At 60.8% G+C, this 22857-nt stretch carries 19 protein-coding genes; 5 read left to right on the top strand and 14 right to left on the bottom strand.

Annotated features, from left to right (window positions below; genetic code table 11):
• Window positions 1-4: 4 nt before the first annotated feature.
• Window positions 5-187, bottom strand: a complete 183-nt coding sequence (gene rpmF, locus BM110_RS28040) for a 50S ribosomal protein L32 (protein WP_003179396.1) — start codon at window positions 185-187, stop codon at window positions 5-7.
• 13 nt (window positions 188-200) lie between these two features.
• A complete protein-coding gene (locus tag BM110_RS28035; protein WP_010566563.1) occupies window positions 201-731 on the bottom strand; it encodes a YceD family protein in 531 nt (176 codons plus the stop codon).
• A 105-nt stretch (window positions 732-836) separates the two neighbouring features.
• On the opposite strand from BM110_RS28035, the gene BM110_RS28030 reads away from it, so the two are divergent.
• On the top strand, window positions 837-1415 hold the full coding sequence (locus BM110_RS28030; protein WP_093514559.1) for a Maf family protein: 579 nt from the start codon (window positions 837-839) through the stop codon (window positions 1413-1415).
• 130 nt (window positions 1416-1545) lie between these two features.
• Here BM110_RS28030 and BM110_RS28025 read toward each other — a convergent pair whose 3' ends face one another.
• Genes BM110_RS28025 through rluC form a run of 3 tightly spaced genes read right to left on the bottom strand, consistent with a single transcriptional unit; the run spans window position 1546 to window position 4159 of the window.
• Window positions 1546-2529, bottom strand: coding sequence for a S49 family peptidase (locus BM110_RS28025; RefSeq protein WP_092242527.1), 984 nt, complete (start codon window positions 2527-2529; stop codon window positions 1546-1548).
• Window positions 2530-2550: 21 nt separating this feature from the next.
• Window positions 2551-3213 (bottom strand): HAD-IA family hydrolase, encoded by a 663-nt coding sequence (locus BM110_RS28020; protein WP_093514558.1) that lies wholly within the window; start codon window positions 3211-3213, stop codon window positions 2551-2553.
• Window positions 3200-4159 (bottom strand): 23S rRNA pseudouridine(955/2504/2580) synthase RluC, encoded by a 960-nt coding sequence (gene rluC, locus BM110_RS28015; RefSeq protein WP_071490507.1) that lies wholly within the window; start codon window positions 4157-4159, stop codon window positions 3200-3202. Before rluC ends, BM110_RS28020 begins: the two co-directional genes overlap by 14 nt.
• Before the next feature lie 759 nt (window positions 4160-4918).
• Here rluC and rne point away from each other — a divergent pair.
• Window positions 4919-8080: a ribonuclease E gene (rne, locus tag BM110_RS28010; protein WP_218189521.1), complete on the top strand. Its 3162-nt coding sequence runs from the start codon at window positions 4919-4921 to the stop codon at window positions 8078-8080.
• Window positions 8081-8143: 63 nt separating this feature from the next.
• Here the strand turns inward: rne and BM110_RS28005 are convergent, their stop codons facing one another.
• From BM110_RS28005 to BM110_RS27995, 3 genes are all read right to left on the bottom strand, one after another.
• A complete protein-coding gene (locus BM110_RS28005; RefSeq protein ID WP_093514556.1) occupies window positions 8144-8728 on the bottom strand; it encodes a nucleotidyltransferase family protein in 585 nt (194 codons plus the stop codon).
• Window positions 8725-9711, bottom strand: coding sequence for an XdhC family protein (locus BM110_RS28000; protein ID WP_071490510.1), 987 nt, complete (start codon window positions 9709-9711; stop codon window positions 8725-8727). Before BM110_RS28000 ends, BM110_RS28005 begins: the two co-directional genes overlap by 4 nt.
• A 140-nt stretch (window positions 9712-9851) precedes the next feature.
• Entirely contained in the window at window positions 9852-11183 is a 1332-nt protein-coding gene (locus BM110_RS27995; protein ID WP_071490511.1) for a dicarboxylate/amino acid:cation symporter, read from the bottom strand.
• Window positions 11184-11521: 338 nt separating this feature from the next.
• On the opposite strand from BM110_RS27995, the gene BM110_RS27990 reads away from it, so the two are divergent.
• Window positions 11522-12520 (top strand): AraC family transcriptional regulator, encoded by a 999-nt coding sequence (locus BM110_RS27990; protein ID WP_093514555.1) that lies wholly within the window; start codon window positions 11522-11524, stop codon window positions 12518-12520.
• A 60-nt stretch (window positions 12521-12580) separates the two neighbouring features.
• Here BM110_RS27990 and BM110_RS27985 read toward each other — a convergent pair whose 3' ends face one another.
• From BM110_RS27985 to BM110_RS27975, 3 genes are read right to left on the bottom strand one after another with little or no spacing between them, the layout of a single operon-like run.
• Window positions 12581-13927, bottom strand: coding sequence for an ATP-binding protein (locus BM110_RS27985; protein ID WP_093128142.1), 1347 nt, complete (start codon window positions 13925-13927; stop codon window positions 12581-12583).
• A complete protein-coding gene (locus tag BM110_RS27980) occupies window positions 13924-14601 on the bottom strand; it encodes a response regulator (protein ID WP_092242509.1) in 678 nt (225 codons plus the stop codon). Before BM110_RS27980 ends, BM110_RS27985 begins: the two co-directional genes overlap by 4 nt.
• An 18-nt stretch (window positions 14602-14619) precedes the next feature.
• Window positions 14620-14928, bottom strand: coding sequence for a hypothetical protein (locus tag BM110_RS27975; RefSeq protein WP_093128144.1), 309 nt, complete (start codon window positions 14926-14928; stop codon window positions 14620-14622).
• Window positions 14929-15063: 135 nt separating this feature from the next.
• Here BM110_RS27975 and BM110_RS27970 point away from each other — a divergent pair, with 135 nt between their 5' ends.
• Window positions 15064-15780 carry a 4'-phosphopantetheinyl transferase family protein gene (locus BM110_RS27970; RefSeq protein ID WP_093514554.1) on the top strand — a complete coding sequence of 239 codons (717 nt, stop codon included), beginning with the start codon at window positions 15064-15066 and terminating at the stop codon, window positions 15778-15780.
• Between the two features lie 4 nt (window positions 15781-15784).
• On the opposite strand, the gene BM110_RS27965 is transcribed toward BM110_RS27970, so the two are convergent.
• Window positions 15785-17395 (bottom strand): ATP-binding protein, encoded by a 1611-nt coding sequence (locus BM110_RS27965; RefSeq protein WP_093514553.1) that lies wholly within the window; start codon window positions 17393-17395, stop codon window positions 15785-15787.
• Entirely contained in the window at window positions 17392-18117 is a 726-nt protein-coding gene (locus tag BM110_RS27960) for a response regulator (protein WP_093514552.1), read from the bottom strand. Before BM110_RS27960 ends, BM110_RS27965 begins: the two co-directional genes overlap by 4 nt.
• Before the next feature lie 553 nt (window positions 18118-18670).
• Here BM110_RS27960 and BM110_RS27955 point away from each other — a divergent pair.
• Window positions 18671-21568, top strand: coding sequence for a ribonucleoside-diphosphate reductase subunit alpha (locus BM110_RS27955; RefSeq protein ID WP_071490518.1), 2898 nt, complete (start codon window positions 18671-18673; stop codon window positions 21566-21568).
• 98 nt (window positions 21569-21666) lie between these two features.
• Here BM110_RS27955 and BM110_RS27950 read toward each other — a convergent pair whose 3' ends face one another.
• The gene (locus tag BM110_RS27950; RefSeq protein WP_093514551.1) at window positions 21667-22722 is read right to left on the bottom strand and encodes a hypothetical protein; all 1056 of its coding nucleotides are present in this window, start codon (window positions 22720-22722) and stop codon (window positions 21667-21669) included.
• Between the last annotated feature and the right edge of the window lie 135 nt (window positions 22723-22857).

Here is a 22857-nt window from a genome sequence, read left to right as displayed (position 1 = left end):
GTGATTACTCGTCAGCGCCCTTGTCGATCACTTTACGGCCACGGTATACGCCTTCTGGCGATACGTGGTGACGCAGGTGAACTTCACCGGTGGTCTTTTCCACGGACAGGGTGCTAGCCTCGAGAGCGTCGTGCGAACGGCGCATGTCACGGGCGGAGCGGGATTTTTTGTTCTGCTGAACAGCCATAATTGATTAACTCCTAAACGTTTGGGTCACGCTTTAACTGCGCCAATACACTGAACGGGTTGGACCGCGTTACCTCGTCCTCGCTCGGTTCGGGCTCGTCATCGAGGCCCGCCGGCTGCTGGCATTCTTCCGGATGATGAGCAGGCACAATGGGCAAGGCGAGCAGAAGCTCCTCCTCGATCAGTGCATGCAGATCCAAAGGATCTTCGCCCAGTTCCAGCACGTCATAACCTTTCGGCAACGACTGGGTATTCGCACCCTCCTTCACCACAGCATAACTGCACTCGCTGTGGATCGGCAGGGTGACCAGCTCAAGACAACGCTGGCAAACCATTTTGACTTCGGTGTCGATAAAACTGTGGATTACCACAGATTTACGTTCATCTCGTTCAAAAACGAATTTGGCCTGCACCGTACCGACAGTGTCGGAAAGCGGGTCGCAGAGTCTCTCCAAATCGGCCAGCAGCAACTCACCTTGAAGGGAAGTGCCACGATCAGCCAATTTGCGCGGGTCAACGTGAGGTGGAATCGGGTCATTCAACATAGGCGCAGCATTATAGGGATGCACCCAGCCATGTCAAAGGAAATTCAGCCCTGTGCGTCAGCCGGTCGCCCCGCTAGAATCCGCTGCCGACCTGAGGAGACGCCCATGCTGCCTTTATTACTCGCATCCAGCTCGGTGTATCGCCGGGAATTGCTGAGCCGCCTGCACCTGCCGTTTATCTGCAGCTCACCGGATATCGATGAAAGTCACCACGAAAATGAATCCGCCGAGGAACTGGTCAAGCGCCTGGCCGAACAGAAAGCCCGCGCCCTTGCCGCCAGCCATCCGGGGTATTTGATTATCGGCTCCGACCAGGTGGCCGCACTCGATGGCCGGATCATCGGCAAGCCGCACACCTTCGAGAATGCCCGCGAGCAACTGCTGGCCGCCAGCGGCAAGCGCGTCAGTTTCCTCACTGGGCTGGCGCTGCTGAACAGCGAGACAGGCAACTGCCAGGTCGACTGCGTGCCTTTTACCGTACATATGCGCGAACTCGATGCAGAGCGCATCGAGCGCTATTTGCGAGTCGAGCAGCCGTATGACTGTGCGGGAAGCTTCAAGGCCGAGGGGTTGGGCGTGAGCCTGTTCCAAAGTACCGAAGGGTCGGACGCCACCAGCCTCATCGGCCTTCCCCTCATTCGCCTGGTGGATATGCTGCTGGCCGAAGGCGTGCAAATCCCCTGAGAACACCACAAGCAAATGTGGGAGGGGGCTTGCCCCCGATAGCAGAGGATCAGCCAACTAACCCGCAGCTGACCCACCGCAATCGGGGGCGAGCCCCCTCCCACATTTTGATCTATATGTAGCCTGGGGCTCAGCGCAGGCTTGGACCTTGGAAGCCCATGTAAAAGGCCAGCTTCTCCGCCACACTGGCACCGAGCCGCTTGGAGAAACGATCAAACGGCGATTCCTCAACCGTAAAATCCACCAACTCCTTCTCGCCAATCACATCCCGCGCCACCGAACTGGCACTGCCCAGGCCGTCGATCAAGCCCAGCGGCAACGCCTGCTCGCCGGACCACACCAGGCCGGAGAACAGCTCCGGATGGTCTTTGTCCTTCAGACGATCACCACGCCCCTGCTTCACGCTGGCGATGAATTGGCGATGAGTGGTATCGAGCACACCCTGCCAGAACTGGGTCTCATCGGCCTTTTGCGGCTGGAAGGGATCGAGGAAGGATTTGTGTTCACCCGAAGTGTACGTGCGACGCTCCACCCCGAGCTTCTCCATGGTGCCGACGAAACCATAACCGGCCGCCGTCACGCCAATGGAACCCACCAGACTGGCCTTGTCGGCGTAGATCTGGTCAGCGGCACTGGCAATGTAATAGGCACCCGAGGCGCCCAGGTCGGAAATCACCGCATACAGCTTGGTATCCGGGTGCAGACCACGCAGACGACGGATCTCGTCATACACATAACCCGATTGCACCGGGCTGCCGCCCGGACTGTTGATGCGCAGGATCACACCTTTGACCTTAGGGTCTTCGAACGCGGCGCGCAGACTGCTGACAATGTTGTCGGCACTGGCGGACTCCTTGTCGGCAATCACTCCGCGCACTTCGATCAGGGCAGTGTAATTGGCACCCCGGGTTGCGCTTTTTTCCATGTCTACCAGTGGACTGAACAGCGCCAGCATGCCGATGAGCCAGACAAAGGTCAGCAGCTTGAAGAAAATCCCCCAACGCCGCGCGCGACGCTGCTCCTGAACGCTGGCCAGAAGGGTTTTCTCCAGCAGCTTCCAGCTTTTGTCATCACTGCTTTCAGCCTTTTCGGGCGCTTTCCACTCATCACTCATGCCATCAACCCCAGCAAAGACTTATTGGGCCCGGTTGAGCCAGGCCCGCAATTCGGAAAAATGATCAATCGTCAGACGCGGCTCATATTGCTGCAACGCCTCGGCAGCCTGGGCGCCATAGCTGACCGCCACACTGTCCATGCCCGCATTGCGCGCCATCATCAGGTCGAAGGAGGCATCGCCCACCATCAAGGCCTGGCGTGGCGACACGCCGCAATGGGCCAGGATCTGCTCCAGCATCAGAGGATGAGGCTTGCTGGCAGTTTCATCGGCGGCGCGGGTGATATCGAAATAATCTTCCCAACCGTGGGCCTTGAGCACCCGATCCAGGCCACGTCGTGCCTTGCCAGTGGCGACTGCCAGGTGATAGCCCTGGGCACGGAATGCCTCCAGGGCCTGCGCCACACCGTCGAACAGCGGCGAAGGGGTGGCCTCCAATGCGATGTAGTGATCGGCGTAATGCTCGCGAAACGCGACCAGTTCGGCGTCGCTGATCTCGGGGTACAAGGTGCGAATCGCCTCAGGCAAGCCGAGGCCGATAATGCCCTTGACCGCCAGATCACTGCACAGCGCATACCCCGAGCGGGTCGACGCAGCGTGCATCGACTCGACAATCCGGCCAATGGAGTCGGCCAGGGTGCCATCCCAATCGAATATCAGCAGTTTGTAGTCAAGGCGCGACACTCAAGCGCTCCACGGTCTTGGCCCACATCTCATCGACCGGTGCCTGCAGCTTCAACTCGCCACCATCTGGCAGCGGCACGGTGAGCATGTAGGCGTGCAGAAACAGGCGCTTGCCGCCCAGATCGCGGATTTCCCTGGAGAAATCTTCGTCGCCGTACTTGGTATCGCCCGCGATGCAGTGACCCGCGTGCAGGGTGTGCACACGAATCTGATGGGTGCGCCCGGTGACCGGCTTGGCCTCGACCATCGTGGCGAAGTCGCCGAAACGGCGCAGCACCTTGAACAGGGTCAGGGCTTCTTTGCCCTCCTCATCCACTTCGACCATGCGCTCGCCGGAGCGCAGGTTGCTCTTCTGCAACGGCGCACGGACGCTCTTGATGGAACTGGCCCAGTTGCCGCGCACCAGCGCCATGTAGCGCTTGTCCACGCCATCGCCGCGCAAGGCGGTGTGCAGGTGGCGCAACATGCTGCGTTTCTTGGCGATCATCAGCAGGCCGGACGTGTCGCGGTCCAGGCGGTGGACCAGTTCCAGCTCCTTGGCATCCGGGCGCAACTGACGAAAGGCTTCGATCACGCCGAAATTCAGGCCGCTGCCACCATGCACCGCAATGCCGCAGGGCTTGTTGATCACAATCAGCTTGCTGTCTTCGAAGACAATCGAGGCTTCCAGGCGCTGCAACAAGCCCTGGGCCAACGGTACAGGCTCGTCACGCTCAGGCACGCGCACCGGTGGCACGCGTACGATATCGCCCGCCTGCAACTTGTACTCGGGCTTGATCCGGCCCTTGTTCACCCGCACTTCACCTTTACGCAAGATGCGGTAAATCAAGGTCTTGGGCACGCCTTTGAGCCTGGCCAGGAGAAAATTGTCGATGCGTTGGCCGGCATATTCCGGCGAGACCTCGAGCAGCTGGACGCTGGGGGTCTGGGGGGCGGTAGTCGTCATGGCGGCGATGATAACAATTTTTTATGGAATTGAAGCACTTAATCATTGCTGCTATAGTCGCGAACGCCGCCAAAAGCGGCCTGGACAGAGGACATGCGGCAAACTGCCGGCCCTGACCATCGCAATTCATCAGGACGCGAGGCCGTCCTACGGGGCTTTCGCCACCCTGGAAGGTTCAAGATTGTAACAAGCGCAGGTGACATGAGGCCTGAAGCGAGTGCAGAAAGCAGAGTGAATACTCGCGTTCTGCGCCGATATTTACGGCCAGTTCACAAAGTGCAGTCAGTCTTGGACCAGACCACGGCGAATGCTTCGGAAACAACGCCTGTTAAGAGCTGAGTGAGAGCGCAACCGCCCACACCTAGTCTTGTTTAGCCATGAGCGTGGACTCCCCATTGGAGAACACGGTAAATGCCAACCCGCTGCGGATTCTGCGCGCGGCAGCACCCGAATTATCAGGGATACGTGTAGGGTGGAGATGCACAACCGTCGGACCGTGTAGCACTAGGCTTATATTTAGACGCTTCATCTCGTCCACAGTCGCCGGTTGATTCCTCCTCCTGACCTTAGCTTTTGTTGAAGTGGTGCCTTTGTCACCACCGCTAACAAGCAGGACGCGTCCGTCGCGGTACCGGCCCAATTGGCCTGTTATTGCTGGACACTGGAGTGGCCAACCACTCTTGACGCACCTGACACCGACCGTGAGAAGTCGTGTGTGCCGAACGCCGTTTCCGGCAGCCCGGAAACCGACGGTACAACATGAAAAGAATGCTGATTAACGCAACTCAACCCGAAGAGTTGCGTGTTGCACTGGTAGATGGCCAACGCCTCTACGACCTGGACATCGAATCCGGTGCACGCGAGCAAAAGAAGGCCAACATCTATAAAGGCCGTATTACTCGCATCGAACCAAGCCTCGAGGCTGCCTTTGTCGATTTCGGCTCCGAGCGCCACGGCTTCCTGCCCCTCAAAGAAATCTCCCGCGAATACTTCAAGAAAGCCCCCGAAGGCCGCGTGAACATCAAGGACGTCCTGAGCGAAGGCCAGGAAGTCATCGTCCAGGTCGAAAAAGAAGAACGTGGCAACAAGGGCGCCGCCCTGACCACTTTCATCAGCCTGGCTGGCCGTTACCTGGTCCTGATGCCAAACAACCCGCGTGCCGGCGGCATTTCCCGTCGCATCGAAGGCGAAGAGCGCAACGAACTGCGTGAAGCGCTGAACGGCCTGATCGCACCGGCCGACATGGGCCTGATCGTGCGCACTGCCGGCCTGGGCCGCAGCAGCGAAGAAATGCAGTGGGACCTCGACTACCTGCTGCAACTCTGGACCGCCATCAAGGAAGCCTCCCTGGATCGTTCCGCGCCGTTCCTGATCTACCAGGAAAGCAACGTGATCATCCGCGCCATCCGCGATTACCTGCGCCAGGACATCGGCGAAGTGCTGATCGACAGCGTTGAAGCCCAGGACGAAGCCCTGACCTTCATCCGCCAGGTGATGCCGCAGTACGCCAGCAAGATCAAGCTGTACGAAGACAGCGTTCCGCTGTTCAACCGTTTCCAGATCGAAAGCCAGATCGAAACCGCCTTCCAGCGCGTGGTCGAACTGCCTTCCGGTGGCTCCATCGTGATCGACCCGACCGAAGCCCTGGTGTCCATCGACATCAACTCGGCGCGTGCGACCAAAGGCAGCGACATCGAAGAAACCGCCCTGCAGACCAACCTGGAAGCGGCTGAAGAAATCGCCCGCCAGCTGCGCCTGCGTGACATCGGCGGCCTGATCGTGATCGACTTCATCGACATGACCCCAGCCAAGAACCAGCGCGCCGTGGAAGAGAAAGTCCGCGAATGCCTGGAAGCTGACCGTGCCCGCGTACAGGTCGGCCGCATCTCGCGCTTCGGCCTGCTGGAAATGTCCCGTCAGCGCCTGCGTCCGTCCCTGGGCGAGAGCAGCGGCATCGTTTGCCCGCGTTGCAACGGCACCGGCATCATCCGTGACGTTGAATCGCTGTCCCTGGCGATCCTGCGCCTGATCGAAGAAGAAGCCCTGAAAGACCGCACCGCCGAAGTCCGCGCACAAGTGCCGATTCCGGTTGCAGCCTTCCTGCTCAACGAAAAACGCAACTCGATCACCAAGATCGAACTGCGCACCCGTGCCCGTATCGTCATCCTGCCGAACGATCACCTCGAAACGCCGCACTTCGAAGTGCAGCGCCTGCGTGATGACAGCCCGGAAGCCCACAGCGGCCAGTCCAGCTACGAAATCGCCGCTGCAGCCGCCGAAGTCGAAGAAGTGCAGCCAGCCGCCGCGACCCGCACCCTGGTCCGCCAGGAAGCCGCCGTGAAAACCGCTCCGGCCCGTGCCAACGCACCGGTTCCGGTTGAAGCCGCCGCTCCGGTTGCCGCGCCAGCCGTAATGCCTGAGCCAAGCCTGTTCAAAGGCCTGGTGAAGTCGCTGGTAAGCCTGTTCGCCACCAAGGAAGAGCCTGCTGCACCGGTTGTGGTTGAGAAACCAGCGACCGAGCGCCCTGCACGCAACGAAGAGCGTCGCAACGGTCGCCAGCAGAGCCGTAACCGCAACGGCCGTCGTGACGAAGAGCGCAAGCCGCGCGAAGAGCGTGCGCCGCGTGAAGAACGCGCCCCACGTGAAGAGCGTGCGCCTCGCGAAGCCCGTGAAGAAACCCCGACCGTAGAACGGGCACCGCGTGAAGAGCGCGCCCCGCGTACTCCACGCGCCCCACGCGAAGACCGCAAGCCACGTGGCGAGCGCGAAGAGCGTGTGCGCGAACTGCGCGAGCCGCTGGACGCTGCGCCAGCCGTTGCCGGTGCAGCTGTTGTTGCCGAAGAACGCCCGGCTCGCCAGCCGCGCGAAGAACGTGCGCCACGTGAAGAACGCCAGCCTCGCGCTCCGCGTGAAGAGCGTCAACCACGTGCCGAACAAGCGGCTGCCGCCAGCGAAGAAGAAGTGCTGACCGGCGAAGAGCAACTGCAGGAAGACGGTCAGGAAGGCGCCGAAGGCGATCGTCCACGCCGCCGCTCCCGTGGCCAGCGTCGTCGCAGCAACCGTCGTGAGCGTCAACGCGATGCCAACGGCAACGTGATCGAAGGCTCGGAAGAGACCGGCGAAAACGCAGAAGCCGCTACCAGCGAGCCGACTGGCGCCGAACTGGCTGCCGGCCTGGCCGTTACCGCTGCCGTTGCCAGCTCGGTCATCAGCGCTCCGGCTGAAGCCCAGGCGCACGAGCAGGCTGAGCGCGCTACCGCGACTGTTGAAGAAGCCGTCGTTGTGGAAGTGCCTGCCGCCGAGGCCCCAGTGGTTGAAGCGCCGGTCGTTGAAGCACCTGCTGCCGAAACCCCAGTCGTAGAAGCACCGGTTGTTGAAGCGACTACCCCAATCGAAGCACCGGTTGTTCCGGAAGTGGAAGTTGCTCCGGTTCAAGAAGCCCTGCCAGAAGTTGAAGCGGTGGCTGAACAAGTACCGGTAGTCGAGCCTCAACCTGTGGCTGAAGCAGTGATTGAAGCACCGGTTGTCGAAGCGGCCCCGGAAGTTCGTGAAGTTCGTGAAGAACAGACCGCCTTCCAATGGACTGCCGAGCCTGCCGCTCCGGTTGAAGCGCCAGCGCCAGCACCTGCCCCGGCGGTAGAAGAAGCGCCGGCACCGGTTGCCGAAGTTGTGGTTGCCGAGCCAGCCCCAGTGGTTGAGCCTGCTCCGGTCGTTGAACCAGCGCCAGTGGTTGAAGCGCCGGCGGCTGCCGAAGTGGCTGCCCCCGTGGTTGAGGCTGCACCGGTCAGCGCCCTGACCGAAAACGGCCGTGCGCCGAACGACCCACGTGAAGTGCGTCGTCGTCGCAAGGAAGCTGAAGCCGCTGCCGCTGCTGCTGCCGCGGCACAGGAAGCAGAACACGAGAGCAAACCTCTCGCCTGATTCCCGCAGCCACTGAAAAGCCCCGCCTGAGTGATCAGGCGGGGCTTTTTTATGTTCGTCCGGCTAGAGGTAATGCAACAACGCAGGCACGTCCACATCCCATGACACACCTGGGTCATCTACCGCCACCTCACGCACCGCCGCCTGGGCAAACAACGGCTTGGCTCCACGGTCACCGGTCAAAGCCATCAACCCAGGCCCACATGCCCGGCCAAATGCCACAGGATGCCCGTACTGCCCGTCCTGCACCGGCACACTGATGCCACCCTCCTCCAACCCCGCAATCACTCGCTCAATGCTCGATGACTGAATAAACGGCATATCCCCCAACACCACCAGCCAGCCATTCGCCGAAGCACTGGCTGCAACCGCAGCGGCAATACTGTCGCCCATGCCGGCCGAGCGCAGCAGCAACACCTTGCAACCGTAGATCTCTGCCAAGCGAATTACTTCGGGACGATCGGCTGAAGTCACCACCCAACGATCAGCCACGGCACTCGGCAGATTCTTCAGCACCTGCTCGATCACTGGCCGAACTACGCCATCCAGGCCCACACAATCAGCCAGCAACTTGTCCTGGTCAGCCCCTGCCTCGGCGCGAAAACGGCTGCCCTGCCCCGCCGCCAGCACAATCGCGGTGATGCTCACTCAACCACCACCGGCAACGGCTTCTTCTGCATCGGCGCCACACCATTCTTGATCGCAACAATTTCCGCCATCAACGACAACGCGATTTCCGCCGGTGTATGACTGCCGATATGCAAACCGATCGGCCCATGCAGACGCGCAATCGCTTCCGTCGACAAGCCCAGCGCCGCGAGGTTTTCCCGGCGTTTCTGGCTGTTGACCCGTGAACCGAGGGCACCAATGTAGAACGCCGAGGAATTCAGTGCCGTCAGCAGCGCCATGTCATCCAGGCGCGGATCATGGGTGAGGCAGACGATGGCCGTGCGCTCGTCGGTCTGGATATTCAGCACCGCCTCATCGGGCATACCCGGCACGAAGCGACCGTGCTGGTCTTCCCAGCCATAGACAAACTCATCGCGCGGGTCGCAGATCAGTACTTCGAAATCCAGCAGGCGCGCCATTTCCGCCACATACCGCGACAACTGCCCGGCACCGATCAACAGCAGGCGCCAGCGTGGGCCATAGATGGCTCGCAGGCGTTCACCGTCGAAGGTGACGACATCGGTCTTGCTCGCGCCACTCAACGTCACCTTGCCAGTGGCCAGGTCCAACTCCCGAGCGACGATCTGATGAGCCTCGCACCGTGCCAACAGCTCAGCCACCCATTCCCACTCGTCTACCCGCTCCTCGGTCAGGCGCAAGGTGCCGCCGCACGGCAGGCCAAAACGCGCCGCTTCATCGCGGGTAACGCCATAGGTCACCAACTGCACCGGCGGCCCGTCTTCAGGCAGCCGGCCATCCTGCAGGCGTGCAATCAAGTCATCCTCGATGCACCCGCCCGATACCGAGCCGATCACCACCCCATCGCCCCGCAACGCCAGCATGGCGCCCGGCGGGCGCGGCGCGCTGCCCCAGGTCTGGACCACGCTGTACAACACCACTCGCTGTCCGGCACGGCGCCATTCGAGCACGCTGCGCAGGACATTCAGATCCACACTGTCCACATAACCTCCTGCAAGCGTTACAACCGAGTCATTCACTGTAAAACAAAAGTCGCCGAAGTGACGCGCCAGAAACGCAAACGCCCCGAACCAGTCGGGGCGTTTGTGCGTTGCTGTCGGCGTTAGTTCACGCCATCGGCGATTTACTTGACCACAGGTGCAGGGCCTTCGGCCACGCCCAGGTCATCCAGCTCACGGGTTTCCGAGATGCCAGTACCGCCGGACGCCAGCTCGCTTTGCAGCTTGTCGGTGTCCAGTTCCTTGACCCACTTGGCCACAACGATGGTGGCAACGGCGTTACCCACCAGGTTGGTCAGCGCACGGGCTTCGGACATGAAGCGGTCGATACCCAGGATCAGCGCCAGGCCGGCAACCGGCAGGTGACCTACGGCCGACAGGGTGGCCGCCAGTACGATGAAGCCCGAACCGGTCACGCCTGCAGCGCCTTTGGAGGACAGCAGCAGCACCAGCAGCAGGGTGATCTGGTGGGTGATGTCCATGTGAGTGTCAGTCGCCTGGGCGATGAACACGGCCGCCATGGTCAGGTAGATCGACGTACCGTCGAGGTTGAACGAGTAGCCAGTCGGGATGACCAGGCCTACTACGGACTTCTTGGCGCCCAGACGCTCCATCTTGATCAGCATGCGTGGCAGTGCGGACTCGGAAGACGAAGTACCCAGAACGATCAGCAGCTCTTCACGGATGTAGCGAACCAGTTTCAACACGCTGAAACCGTGAGCGCGGCAGATACCACCCAGCACCACCAGCACGAACAGCAGGCAGGTGATGTAGAAGCAGATCATCAACTGGCCCAGTTGCACCAGCGAACCCACACCGTAGGCACCGATGGTGAACGCCATGGCGCCCAGGGCACCGATTGGCGCGAGCTTCATGATCATGTTGATGATGTTGAACATCACGTGGGCGAAGCGATCGATGAAGTCCAGTACCGGCTTGCCGTAGGCACCCAGACGGTGCAGGGCGAAACCGAAGATCACCGAGAACATCAGCACTTGCAGGATGTCGCCATTGGCGAACGCGCCGACGATAGTGTTAGGGATCACATTGAGGATAAAGCCGACGATGCTCTGGTCCTTACCGGCAGTGACGTAGGCTGCCACTTTGGAGGCGTCCAGGGTGGCGACGTCGATGTGCATGCCGTTGCCCGGTTGCACCACGTTCACCACGATCAGGCCGATCAGCAGCGCGATGGTGGAAACGATCTCGAAGTACAGCAGCGCATAGCCGCCGGTCTTGCCGACCGATTTCATGCTTTGCATGCCAGCGATGCCGCTGACAACGGTGCAGAAGATGATCGGGGCGATGACCATTTTGATCAGTTTGATGAACCCGTCACCCAGTGGCTTGAGGGCCACACCGGTCTGTGGGTAGAAGTGACCGAGCAAAATACCGATAACGATTGCAACGATCACCTGGAAGTACAGGGATTTGTAGATAGGCTGACGAGTCGTCATTGCAAAGTTCCTCAATCGTCCCGTGTGGCAAATATCCGCCATTGCCCACGACACTTGAATTGCGAACCCTCCTGCACTGGAGGGATTTGTTGTTTGCGAGGTCGGTAGTTCCAGCCTGCGCTGTCATCCTTATCGCAAACGCCGTGCCACTTTGCTGAAAAACCCTGAAGGCCTTTAGACATCAGGGTTTGTACTTTACAAGTGCCCTCCCAGGCACCGAATCGAGTGGCGGATTTCCGCCCATCAACCTGATCCCGTCCTACAATTTGGCGGATATCCGCCTTGTGACCCCATCCGAGGGTGGCTACCATCCGCCCTTCCATGGAAGAGGCCTTCGCATGCGTGAACGTACCATCGCCAGCCATTACGCCCGGGCAGCCCTCGGCGGTGCGCGTCGGGTCGGTTACGACTACTCGGGCCTGCTGCTGCAAGCAGGTATCACCCCGGAACTACTGACCGAACCTCGCGCCCGCATCGCGCCGGAACAATTTACCCGGTTGCTGCAAATGCTCTGGCTGGCGCTGGACGATGAATACCTGGGGTTTGCCGACGGCCCCAGCAAACGCGGCACCTTTGCCATGATGTGCCACGCATTGATCCACTGCCGCACCCTGGAGAAAGCCCTGGAACGCGGCTTATTGTTTTATAGCCTATTCCCGCAGGGGCCACGCTGGCAGCTGACACGTGAAGGCGAAATGGCCCGTTTGAGCCTGGACGACTCGCAATTGTGGGACCCGGATCACTTCCTCAGCGAATGCCTGCTGGTGATCTGGCATCGACTCGGCAGTTGGCTGATCGGCCAACGCATCCGCCTGCACCAGGCCACCTTCAGCTACCCGATGCCGGCTCACGCCAGCGAATACGACCTGCTGTTTCCCTGCACCCAGGTATTCGGCGCACCGAACAGCAGCCTGGTATTTCACAGCCGCTACCTGAGCCTGCCGCTGTTGCAGGACGAACGCACGCTCAAGCACTTCCTCGAGCGCTCCCCCGCCGACCTGTTGTCACGGCCGGATGAAGGCGACAGCTTGAGCAGCCAGCTCCGCCGCTTGCTCAGCGGCGACCGTACACCCTGGCCAGACCTGGAAGCCGTCGCCCAGCAGTTGCACATCAGCCCGCAGACCCTGCGCAGGCATTTGCGCGAAGAAGGCACCAGCTTTCAGGCACTCAAGGATGAGCTGCGGCGGGACATCGCCATCTATCATTTGGGGCGGGCGGATTTGTCGTTGCAGGAGATTGCCGAGCAGTTGGGTTTTTCCGAACCGTCGGCGTTTCATCGAGCGTTCAAGAAGTGGACGGGGTTGACGCCGGGGGCTTACCGAGCCCAAGAGAGCTAAAGATGTAGCGCCAATGTGGGAGGGGGCTTGCCCCCGATGAGGCCTGTACCCCCCTAAAGATCACAAAGCCGGGAAGTGAATCCTGAAGGCGGCGCCACCCAACGGCGAATCGCCCAGGGTCAAACGCGCACCGTAGCTCTCGATGATGTCCTTGACCACCGCCAACCCAATCCCCTGCCCCGGGTGCTGACGGTCCAGCCGTTCACCCCGCTGCAGAATCCTGGCACGCTGATCCGGCGGCACGCCAGGCCCGTCATCCTCAATACACAGCTCGGTGCCTTCCAGGCTTTCCACGAGGCTGATGCGCACTTCGCTCACGCACAGGCGGTAGGCGTTTTCCAGCAGGTTGCCGAGCAGCTCCAACAAGGCGCCTTTCTCGATTGGCACGTCACATTCTTCCGGCAGGTCGAAGGACACACTGACGCGCTTGTCGCGGTAGACCTTGCCCAGCGTATCGCACAGGCTTTGCAGCACCGGCTCCAGGCGCACCTGGTGGCGCACCAGGCCGCTTTTGCGCAGGCTGGCGCGCTGCAACTGGTAGCTGATCTGCTGGCTCATGCGCTCGATCTGCGACTGCAGCACCCGGGCCTGCTCGCGATCTTCCGGACGCTGGGCCATTTCTTCGCTCACTCCCTGCAACACCGCGAGCGGGGTTTTCAGGCTGTGGGCCAAATCGTCGAGGGAATCGCGGTAGCGCGCACGTTGCTCACGCTCGCTGTGCAGCAAGCGGTTGAGGGAGCCGGTCAGGCGCAGCAATTCGCGGGGGTGTTGTTCGGAGAGGCTCTCACGGGTGCCGCCTTCGATCTGGTCGAGCTCCTGACTCAGCCGGCGCAGGGCTTGCAGGCCCCAGGTCAGGCCCAGCCACAGTAAGGTCAACAACACCAGCAAGGCTGCGCCGAAGCCCAGGTAGAGATTTTCGCGCAGGCCTTCCAGGGTCAACTGGTATTCGCGCACCGGTTGCAGGGCCACGATACTGAAGGCGGCGCTCTTGCCGCCCAGCAGCCTGACCTCGACGTCATACACGAAGAATTCCTGGCCGTTGGCCTCGCGAATCCGCGCAAACTCGTTACCGCGCCCGTCGTAGCGCGGCTTGTAGTTGATGTTTTCTTCTTTGGTCGCCCGCGAACGCCACACCAGGTGGCCTTCGCGGTCGTAGATATAGCCGAGCAGGCGGCTGTCAGTGAGGTTGAAGCGTTCGTCGGGCAACTGCGCCGGCATCAGCAGACGGTTGTTTTCGACCCGCGCGGCAGAGATCAAGGTGGTGACGTCCGACGCCAGGCGCTGCTCGATGGAGTCCTGCAACGCCAGGCTGAACGCCCCTTGCATGGCCGGCAACAGGCCGAGCATGAACAGCACGGCCAGGGTGGCGGCCGCCAGCATCAAGCGTACGCGTAGCGAGCGAATCAACGGCAGCGCTCATTGAACAGATAGCCCAGGCCACGCACCGTGTCGATCGGCTTGAACCCGGCCGGGCCTTCCAGCTTGCGACGCAGGCGACCGACCAGCACCTCGATGACATTCGGATCACGCTCGTCGTCATCGGGGTAGAGCTGTTCCATCAAGCGGTCTTTGGCGACCACTTGTTGGTGATGGCGCATCAGGTATTCAAGGATCCGATATTCGTAGGCGGTCAACGCCAGCGGCTGCTCTTCGAGCGACGCCTGCTTGCGGTTGAGATCCAGCAGCAACGGCCCGGCCACAATGGTCGACTGGGTAAAGCCACTGGAGCGGCGCAGCAAGGCATTCATCCGCGCCTCCAGCTCTTCGAACTGGAACGGTTTGACCACGTAGTCGTCAGCGCCCGCGGCCAGGCCTTCGACCTTGTCCTGCCAATTACCGCGGGCGGTGAGGATCAGGATCGGAAAGGTCTTGGCCTGGGCACGCAGTTGGCGGATCAGGTCCAGGCCGCCCATGCCGGGCAGGCCCAGGTCGATGATCGCCAGGTCATGGTTGAACTGGCCAGTCTGGTACAGGGCTTCTTCGGCATTGGCCACGGCCTCGACCACATGCCCGCTGTCGGTCAGGCGGGTAAACAGGTGATGGCGCAGCAGCGCCTCATCTTCCACCACCAGCAATTTCATAAGGCTCTCCAAAGCAATTCAACTGTCCGACAGAGGGATATCATAGCGGCCCTGCAGGTCTTGCGGGCGCAGTTTAATGCCATTGAACTGGCCGGTCAGGTGTTCATAGCCGGCGCGGTAGGCCGGCTGCGGTGTTGCAAGGCCCAGGGACTGGCCCCAGGGCGTGGGTTGGCTGCCCACTTCTTCGAAGCTGACACGCTGGATCAAGGTACTGGATTTCTTGGTTTTCTCACCGCCGAATGCGGCGAAGGCGCCATCGGATGCCTGGACCCCAGCGGTTGCACTGAGCATGGTTAACGCCAACATCAGCTGTTTGATCGCAGTCATGGTGTTACCTCTATGCGTTTGGCTGTATGCCCCAGACTACGCAGCCCCCCCTGAACTCCCCCTGAACAGGCTCTGAACCTCACCTGAACCGCAGTGGGCTATCCTCACGCCCCGCAACTCGGCAAAATACCGACCATGAATCCCTTGCCCGCTTGCTGCACCCCACTCGACGCCCATTGGCCGCTGCCCGAACCGTTACCCGGCACGGTGTTTCTCAGCACGCGTTTTGACCCGGCCCTGCTCACGGTCGGCGACTTCCAGCGCTGTGCCGTGCCGCCACCGGCGAGCATTCAGCGCTCGGTGACCAAGCGCCAGGCCGAGTTCCTCGCCGGTCGTTTGTGCGCCCGTGCCGCCCTGCAACAACTCGATCACCTCGACTGCATCCCGGCGATCGGCGAAGACCGCGCACCGGTGTGGCCCGCGCCTATCAGCGGTTCCATCACCCATAGCACCGGGCATGCCGCCGCGATTGTCGGGCACAAGGCGCAATGGCGCGGGCTGGGGATGGACCTGGAGAATGTGCTGAGCCTCGAGCGGGCCGAGCGCTTGGCGGGGGAAATCCTGACGGCTGATGAATTACTGCGCATGGCCGCCTTGCCAAGGGAAAGGATCGCCCTGTTGGTGACGCTGACGTTCTCCGCCAAGGAGAGCCTGTTCAAGGCGCTCTACCCCATTGTGCAGAAGCGTTTCTACTTTGAGCATGCCGAGTTGCTGGAATGGTCGGAGGGCGGGCATCTGCGGCTGAGACTGCTGACGGACCTGTCCGAAGAGTGGTGCCATGGCAAGGAATTGGTGGGCCAGTTTGCGGTGGATGATGGGCAGTTGTTGAGCCTGGTCGCAGTCAGCGCCTGATCCATCAGGGTTTATCCTGATCCCTGGGCCAACTCAAGCTGAAACACGCGCCGCCCAGATTATTGCTCTTGCTGATCAACGCCCGCCCGCCGTGCCAATAGATAATCCGCCTCACAATCGACAACCCCAGGCCATGCCCGCCCGAGGCACGGGTGCGACTGTCGTCCAGGCGCAGAAAGGGCGTGAAGATGCGCTCCCAGGCGCTTTCCGGCACGCCGGGGCCGTCGTCTTCCACGTCGATGCGGCAGCGCACCTGGCCCACCTGATAACTGATCAACACCTGGCCTTGGGCGTGGCGCATGGCATTGCTCACCAGGTTCTGCAGGGCACGGTGCAGGTAACGCGGTTCGGCGTCGACCCAGGCGTCGTCCCAATGCGCCGAAGACAAGCAAATCCCTCGGGCCACAGTCACTTGCGGACGCAGTGGCGATAATTCGCCGATCACCTGGTCGAGCAGCGCATCGAGGTCGACGCGCTGGAAATTCAGCTCCGGCGAGCCTTGTTCCAGGCGCGCATAAGTGAGCATTTCATCCACCAGGCCATCGAGGTCCTGGATGTCGTTGTCCATGCCTTCCAGGTATTTACGCCGAGCCTCGACGGTAGTGGCGTCGCCAACCATCTCCAGGCCGAAACGCAGGCGTGCCACCGGCGTGCGCAGCTCGTGGGACACAGCGCGCACCAGTTCACGCTGGATAGCAAGCAGCTGTTGCAAATGCTCGGCCATGCCATTAAACGCTGCCGCCAGCCGCCCCACCGAATCGGCGCCACGGGCCGGCACGCGGACTTCCAGGTTGCCCTTGGCGATGCGGGTGGCGGCGGCCTCCAGGCCGCGCAGCCGACGCTCAAGCTGGCGCACCAACAGATAGACGATCAGCCCGATCAGGGTCAGGCCGATCAAGGCGATCAGGATCAGCCATTGCGCCGGGTAAGGGTTCATCTGATACAACGGGCCGATCTCCAGCACCCACGGTGTACCGACCATACCGGCAAACACGCGGATCGAATCGCCGCCCTTGCCCAGGGCCATCACCGTGTCGCCTTCCGAAACCCGCCGACGCTGGTCTTCATCCATATCGGCCTGGTCGAGTGGCATCAGGTGCATATCAAAGCCAAAGCCCTTGGCTTCCTTTATATCTGCCAGGCGCTGCGGCTGTTCGGCCACCGGGAAGCGCACCAGCTCATCGGCCAGCAGGTAGATGGTCGCGCGGGCCAGTTGTTCGCTGATCTGCTGAACCTCGCCTGTAAGAACAAGCTGCTCCTGTTCGCTGACCAAACGCAGCACCCGCGCGGCATGCGGCCCGGTCTGCTCCACCAGCACCTGGCCGCGTTGCAGGCGATTGCGCTGGCTCAAGTCCAGTTGCGCATCGGCCAGCGGGCGCAACTCCAGCGGAATCCCCAGCAAACGCTCCCACACCGCCAGGGCGCGCTGGCGCTCGATGGCGCTCATGGGTTGCAGGTTGTCACCCATCAAGGCGAAGGTGCCATGGGCCAGGCGCTCGCGGTACTGGCCGCTGCGCACCTCGTTGAGCAGGTGCAGGGCCAGTACGCCGAGCAGCGCCACCAGGATCAGCGCCGCGCACATGCCGCCGTATATGCGCAGGAAGATCGAGTTCACAGCGGCATGTCGGCGGCGGCTTCGGGGACGAACAGGTAGCCTTTGCTGCGAATGGTCTTGATCAGGCGCGGGTGGATCGGGTCGTCACCTATCTTGGGGCGTATGCGAGAGATACGCACGTCGATGGAGCGATCCTGACCGTCGTAGCCGATGCCGCGCAGGGCAATGAAGATTTCTTCGCGGGAAAGAATGCGCCCGGCATTCGCCACCAGCAGCCACAGCAGGTCGAACTCGGCGCTGGTCAGTTCGATGCCCTCATTATTCAGCCAGGCCTCGCGCAGTGCGTTGTCCACCACCAGAGGGCCGAATTGCAGGCGGCGCTGGATCTCCACAGCGGCTGGCTCCGTCGCTTCGCTGCGCCGCAGCAGGGCCTGGATGCGCGCCAGCAACAGGCGCGGGCGCACGGGCTTGCACACATAATCGTCGGCGCCCATGTCCAGGCCCAGCACCTGGTCCATATCGTCGGTGCGCGCGGTGAGCATCAGGATCACGCCGTCATAGCGCTCACGCACCTTGCGGCAGATGCTCAGGCCGTCTTCGCCGGGCAGCATCAGGTCGAGGATCACCAGGTCGGGCTGTTCGGCGATGATCCGCGCCGCCGCCCGGCCACCATCGCTCTCCACCGAGACCCGCAGGCCGTTGCTCTCCAGGTACTCACGGGTCAATTCGGCCAGTCGCTGGTCATCTTCGACTATCAATACCTGCCAGGCTTCTTGCTCCACGGGTGACCTCAATGTCTGTCATAAAAGGCGGGCATGATGTGGGTCGCTTCTTAGCCCGAGGCAGGCGATTGTAGCCATGGGCCAGCCCTCAAACACAAGCCGGGAAATCCATTCGGTGATCGCGTTTTTTTGTGATAGGGTTCGCGCCCTTCGAAAATGGGCTGCTTGTTTTGAGGCCGAAACATTTAATGACAAACGGCTTAATCCAGCAGCAATGCGGCCTACACGGCTGTTCTACCTTTCTTACACATTTTACTCACAGCGTTATCCACAGGTTACTGCGTTGCTAACCCCTCGAAAACGCATTATCTTGTACCTCGGCACTACAGAAGACCCTACATGTGGGGTTTTCGAAGAAATCGCCCAACCACACAAGTGGCTCGAAATTCAAGCGTTTTATTGCTAGCGCAGCATGGAACCAACCGATTTTCAGTAGACCAAACCGCTCACGCGGATGGCAGCTGTTTCCCATCCCCGATATGGAAAACGGTACGGGTGTTGCAGGAAGAGCCTGGCACTCGCAATCAAATATAGAACGTGGAGACAACCCCCCATGCAAACCGACACAACTCGCGAGAACCCGCAAGGCTCCGTGCCGCAGGCCGCTGATTCGAACCTGGATCTGTCCGCCACCGCACCTGGCCAACTGCGTGTGATCAAGCGTAACGGCACTGTCGTTCCTTACACCGATGACAAAATCACCGTCGCCATCACCAAAGCGTTTCTTGCAGTTGAAGGCGGCACCGCTGCCGCTTCGTCGCGCATCCACGACACCGTTGCCCGCCTGACCGAACAGGTCACCGCGACTTTCAAGCGTCGCATGCCGTCGGGCGGCACCATCCACATCGAAGAAATCCAGGACCAGGTCGAACTGGCCCTGATGCGTGCCGGCGAGCAGAAAGTCGCCCGCGACTACGTGATCTACCGTGATTCGCGTGCCAAGGAACGTGCGGTACGCTCCCCGGCCGAAGAAGCCGCCGTGCAAGCGCATCCGTCGATCCGTATCACCCTGGCCGACGGCAGCTTTGCACCGCTGGACCTGGGCCGCCTGAACACCATCATCACCGAGGCCTGCGAAGGCCTGGAAGAAGTCGACGGTGACCTGATCCAGCGCGAAACCCTGAAGAACCTGTACGACGGCGTGGCCCTGACCGACGTCAACACCGCCCTGGTGATGACCGCCCGCACCCTGGTTGAACGTGAGCCGAACTACTCGTTCGTGACCGCGCGCCTGCTGATGGACACCCTGCGTGCCGAAGGCCTGGGCTTCCTGAAAGTCGCCGACAGCGCCACCCACCACGAGATGGCTGACCTGTACGCCAAGGCCCTGCCGGCCTACATCGCCAAGGGTATCGAATTCGAATTGCTGAACCCGGTCCTGGCCACCTTCGACCTGGAAAAACTCGGCAAGGCGATCAACCACGAGCGTGACCAGCAGTTCACCTACCTGGGCCTGCAGACCCTGTACGACCGTTACTTCATCCACAAGGACGGTATCCGCTTCGAACTGCCGCAAGTGTTCTTCATGCGCGTGGCCATGGGCCTGGCGATCGAAGAGAAGCAGAAAGAAGACCGTGCCATCGAGTTCTACAACCTGCTGTCGTCCTTCGACTACATGTCGTCGACCCCGACCCTGTTCAACGCCGGCACCCTGCGTCCACAGCTGTCCAGCTGCTACCTGACCACCGTGCCAGATGACCTGTCGGGCATCTACCATGCGATCCACGACAACGCCATGCTGTCCAAATTCGCCGGCGGCCTGGGCAACGACTGGACCCCGGTGCGTGCATTGGGTTCGTACATCAAGGGCACCAACGGCAAGTCCCAGGGCGTCGTGCCGTTCCTGAAAGTGGTGAACGACACCGCCGTCGCCGTAAACCAGGGTGGCAAGCGCAAAGGCGCGGTGTGTGCCTACCTGGAAACCTGGCACATGGACATTGAAGAGTTCATCGAGCTGCGCAAGAACACCGGTGATGACCGTCGTCGTACCCACGACATGAACACCGCCAACTGGATCCCTGACCTGTTCATGAAGCGTGTCTTCGATGACGGCAAGTGGACCCTGTTCTCGCCATCCGAAGTCCCGGACCTGCACGACCTGACCGGCAAAGCCTTCGAAGAGCGCTACGAGTACTACGAAGCCCTCACCGAGTACCCAGGCAAGGTCAAGCTGTTCAAGACCATCCAGGCCAAAGACCTGTGGCGCAAAATGCTGTCCATGCTGTTTGAAACCGGCCACCCATGGCTGACCTTCAAAGACCCGTGCAACCTGCGCAGCCCGCAGCAGCACGTGGGCGTGGTCCACAGCTCGAACCTGTGCACCGAGATCACCTTGAACACCAACAAGGACGAGATCGCCGTTTGCAACCTGGGCTCGATCAACCTGCCGAACCACATCGTCAACGGCAAGCTGGATACCGCCAAGCTGGAACGCACCGTCAACACCGCTGTTCGCATGCTCGATAACGTCATCGACATCAACTACTACTCGGTGCCACAGGCGCAGAACTCCAACTTCAAGCACCGCCCGGTCGGCCTCGGCATCATGGGCTTCCAGGACGCGCTGTACCTGCAGCACATTCCTTACGGTTCGGATGCTGCGGTCGAGTTCGCCGACAAGTCCATGGAAGCGGTGAGCTACTACGCGATCCAGGCGTCCTGCGACCTGGCCGACGAGCGCGGCGCCTACGAGACGTTCCAGGGTTCGCTGTGGTCCAAGGGCATCCTGCCGCTGGATTCGCAACAGATCCTGATCGAAGCCCGTGGCCAGAAGTACATCGACGTCGACCTGAACGAATCCCTGGACTGGGCTCCGGTACGTGCCCGTGTGCAGAAAGGCATTCGTAACTCCAACATCATGGCTATCGCACCGACCGCCACCATCGCCAACATCACCGGCGTGTCGCAGTCGATCGAACCGACCTACCAGAACCTGTATGTGAAATCGAACCTCTCGGGCGAATTCACCGTGATCAACCCGTACCTGGTTCGCGACCTCAAGGCCCGCGGCCTGTGGGACTCGGTCATGATCAACGACCTGAAGTACTACGACGGTTCCGTGCAACAGATCGAGCGCATCCCGCAAGAACTCAAAGAGCTCTACGCGACCGCCTTCGAAGTAGACACCAAGTGGATCGTTGACGCGGCCAGCCGTCGCCAGAAGTGGATCGACCAGGCTCAGTCGCTGAACCTGTACATCGCCGGCGCATCGGGCAAGAAGCTGGACGTGACCTACCGCATGGCCTGGTACCGTGGCCTGAAAACCACTTACTACCTCCGTGCCCTGGCCGCGACCAGCACCGAGAAGTCGACCATCAACACCGGTAAGCTGAACGCTGTTTCCAGCGGCGGCAACCACGGTGATGATTCGGTGCTTGCTGCGCCAGCCGGCCCGGCGCCAGTGCCAAAAGCCTGCGCGATTGACGAGCCGGATTGCGAAGCTTGCCAGTAAGCTGAGCCTGCCTTGGGTTTAACCCAAGGTTGAAAGCCCCCGATAGACCTTTGGTGTATCGGGGGCTTTCTTTTGCCCGGAAACAAAGCGTATTCGACCTAAAACAACACGGTCGCTATACCCGACCGAGGCGCGCCACCGCGCCGGCCCCACAACTCGACCCGGCCGTTGATCACCGCCATCGAATGGTTGCCGTACTCCACCGTCCCCACTTTGCTGCTTCTCAAATCAGCGTCTGTCGCCGGCCTGTAATGGCCTCTCAAGCCCAAACGGTCCAGCCCTTCACGCGCGAACTCACCATCATTGAGGCTGTTCATTGCCGCCTGGAAACTGCGCCCGGCCCAACCGTCGTTGTTTTCTATCTGCGCCCGCTTGGCACTCGCGGCATACATGAAATTGGCGTCCGTCATCATCGCCGGATCATCGCCCCTGAAGCGCGCGTGAGTAGCAGCCTGTCTCAACTCATCTTTGGTCAAGGAAAGCTTGAAACCGTCTCGCATCATCACTTCATAGCCGTTGCTCGTTTCCTTAACCTCCTTGAACACATCGGTAGGTTTCTGGCCGAACTGCATCATTGCGGCTTTTATCGCCGAAACGGTGATGCAGTTTCCATCCGGCCCCTGACTGAAGCCGCTCCAGATATTGTCCGGTTTTCTACCTGGGTCACTGTTGTCTGGTTTGTAATTGAAATAGTTAGCCCCCTCGGTAATGGGCTTGTTGCTCATGGCTTCGGAGGGGCCAAAGTCTTGCGGATTGACTCTAACGCCACCTGTGCCGCGCGGAGAAGGTGCCTGCGAGGGAGGCGCGGGAGGACGCTCATCGGGAAACAGGCCCGGAAACATTGCCTTCAACCACTCCCACCAGGCGTCAGTCCTGCCTTTCTTCAGCTCCTCGAGGATCTCCTTGAATTTCTCATCGCCAAGTTCTTCTCGTATTTTATTGAGCTTGTCACGCAGATCCCGAACGGTCTGGTTCTTCGACGTTTTCTCGGCATCTTCAAGTTCCTTGAGCAACTGACTGATCGTTTGCTTATTGAAGCCTGTGTCTTGCGCTGCACTCTGCGAACGGTTCACATCTACCGGGTAATACCGATCCCAGGCCACACTATGACGCGCACCTCCAGCCTCTTGGGCAGATGCTGACGACCCCCACATACCTAGCGCTCCCCCTGTATGATCCAAAATGTCTTACGTCTGGATAAGTGGAAAGAACGGAGTGATCGGTTCCTGTTGGAAAGATCGGGATATAGAACTGCACGCAAAAAAAAGCCCCTCTCTCGAGGGGCTTTC

Source organism: Pseudomonas sp. NFPP28, from assembly GCF_900115535.1.
Lineage (GTDB): Bacteria > Pseudomonadota > Gammaproteobacteria > Pseudomonadales > Pseudomonadaceae > Aquipseudomonas > Aquipseudomonas extremorientalis.
Note: the sequence above shows the minus strand (reverse complement) of the source record. Positions and strands in the feature narration are given on the sequence as shown.